This window comes from Bacillus sp. J33, assembly GCF_000518885.1.
Classification (GTDB): Bacteria; Bacillota; Bacilli; order Bacillales; family Cytobacillaceae; genus Cytobacillus.
The window spans coordinates 1-2,504 of sequence record NZ_JAEL01000182.1 but is presented as its reverse complement, the minus strand read 5'-3'; the positions used below and the strand labels follow the sequence as shown (position 1 = coordinate 2,504).

At 33.4% G+C, this 2,504-nt stretch carries 2 protein-coding genes; both read right to left on the bottom strand.

Annotated features, from left to right (window positions below; genetic code table 11):
• Window positions 1–75: 75 nt before the first annotated feature.
• Window positions 76–1,437, bottom strand: coding sequence for a Mu transposase C-terminal domain-containing protein (locus L634_RS32010; RefSeq protein ID WP_051428437.1), 1,362 nt, complete (start codon window positions 1,435–1,437; stop codon window positions 76–78).
• Between the two features lie 30 nt (window positions 1,438–1,467).
• Window positions 1,468–2,046 (bottom strand): recombinase family protein, encoded by a 579-nt coding sequence (locus L634_RS0128380; protein ID WP_026585293.1) that lies wholly within the window; start codon window positions 2,044–2,046, stop codon window positions 1,468–1,470.
• Between the last annotated feature and the right edge of the window lie 458 nt (window positions 2,047–2,504).

Genomic DNA, 2,504 nt, shown 5'->3' with positions numbered 1-2,504 from the left:
TGTTGACAAGTGGCCATTTTTAATTTGTGCAGGCCCCTAGGGGCCAGCACAAATTAAATGCCATAACCTACATTTTTATGATGCCATAAACATTTTTCTAGAACTCAGTTGTTTTTTTAGTTCATTTCTAATTTTATTTCGTGCAGAGACTATATCCTTTAAATCAACAGTATAATCAGAAATTTCAGGAGAAATAGCCGTACATAAGTATTTATCTTGATAGAACACTCGGACCTCTGCAATATCTCTTGGATCATAACGAATAATGACTGTTTCACCAACGTATGCAGCTAAATTTGTATTCGTATATCTTAAACCTTGGAAATGAATACCATCGGAGTGAACCTTTCTTGGTTTTGCAACATTTAATAATAATAAATCTAGACTCTCCAAATTATCCGGCATATTAGGAAGAAATCCAGAGTCATTCCAAGCAAGTATCGGTTCTTTTTTTGTTGTACCATGAACCCTATGATGATAGTTATATATGATAAAGTTTGCTAACTTTTCATCTAGTTCTTTAAAAGTGAGAAGTGAAGTGCTATTTGGATTGCCTAAATAACCGGGTAAATCTTGAAGAAACAACTGATTAACGGTCAAAAAAAATCTTTCTATTTTTCCTCGTCCTCTTGGAACACCAACTGTTGAGAAGATTAAATTTATTTTTAAATCAATTGTTACTTGTTCTAAATGGTTGGATGTAAAGTCACTTCCATGGTCTGTATAAAATTTTTCAGGGATACCACATATCGGCCAATCGGGATTACTTTTTTTCCATATTGCTTGGTGTAAGACCAAAGACGTTTGTATAGCAGAAGGAGCTTGAAATGTTAAAAAATATCCAGCGACAGCTCGACTATAATCATCTAAAATAATTGTCAGCCAAGGTCTTTCTGGTTTTCCTTTTTCATTTAATACAACAATATCCAATAGTGTATGATCGGCTTGCCAAATTTCATTTGGGTAATTAGCTTCTCGTCGGTGAATTAAGTCAAAATGGTTTTGATATTCTTTTTTTCCTTCATAGGCGAGTTTTTTCAGTCCCGGTGAAAGAGACTTTGAAATAGCATAAACTTGATAGTAGCTCGGTTGTATCCAGTTTTTCTCTTTGCATATCTCACATATCTTCCGATGAATTGACGTAACTGAATTTCCTTTGCAGTTGAGTATTAATTTCTTAATCTCTTCTAACACTGCATCTTCTACTTTAAAGCTCCCTGAATCTGTTCGATTCTTGCGAATCAATCCTTTTAATCCAGATTGATGATACTTATTGATCCAATATTGAAGAGTTCGTTTTGAGATACCTGATTCCTCGACAATAGTTTTCAAACTTTTCTCGTGGTTAAGATATGGCGCAATTAACCGGTATTTAATCTTAGCCTTTTGTCGTTGATCTTCTGAATACGAAGTTAATGGAGGAAGTTCCTTTTCCATGTAAGCAGCTCCTTCCAATCAGTTAAGCTACTAACTATATACCTTCTGACTTTTACCCTTATTTAAATATCGATAAAGAGTTGCTCTGCTTATTCCAGTCATTTCAACAATTTCTTTCACACTATATTGTTCAGTATGATAAAGATTAATTGCTTTTGTAATCTCTTTTGAATTAACTTTTGGTCGGCCTCCTTGCCTTCCACGTGCTCTGGCGCTTTTTAATCCCTCTTTGGTCCGTTCTACAATTAAGTCACGTTCGAATTGGCTAAACGCTTGAAACACCGTCATCATTAATCTTCCTTGTGGTGTTGACGTATCAAAATTTTCTTTTAAACTGATTAATTTAATATCATGTTCCTCAAAATAATTGACTAAATCAATTAGATCTTTTGTACTTCTACCTAAACGCGAAAAACTCTCAACTACTACAGTATCACCCGGTCTTAATTTATCCTTCAGTCGATTTAGTTCAGGGCGATTAGCTTTTGTTCCTGTCATTTTTTCAGTTAGTATTTCATTGCAATTATATTTTTTCAATAAATCAAGTTGTCGGGCTAATTCTTGTTGTCGAGTGCTTACTCGAGCATATCCATAAACATATGAACTCATTTAAAATTTTCACCTCTATGTAAAATTGTATCATAAACGGTAGTTATAGATATATAGATTTTGAGCAATGATTTGAAACATTAAAAAGGTTATTAAATCGTTCAAAATTAGTTCAAAATAAAAAATCTCAAAAACAATCGTTTTTGAGATTTTTCACACAAGAAAAATGGCATATTATTATTTGAAAAGCTACCATTTATTTAGAGAGCCGAATCTTCCATAATCGCGCCCTATTGTTGAAGATCGTTATTGAAGAAAAGCCCCCATTCGTTAAGTACAATTATTCACAACTTGAGATTTGTAATACGATATCATATTGTTTCTATTCAGAATAAAAGCCGATGTTCCTGAAAGGAAATCGGCTTGTAAACGCTAGAATAAAGTTGACACTTTTTGCTCGATAAGATTTTACACTTTTGCTCAATCAACCTACTACTTTAGTAAAATAGATCGTGACG

Excerpts from the sequence above, each read along its gene's own strand:
- L634_RS32010 (WP_051428437.1), bottom strand. The coding sequence starts at position 1,437 with ATGGAAAAGGAACTTCCTCCATTAACTTCGTATTCAGAAGATCAACGA.
- L634_RS0128380 (WP_026585293.1), bottom strand. The coding sequence starts at position 2,046 with ATGAGTTCATATGTTTATGGATATGCTCGAGTAAGCACTCGACAACAA.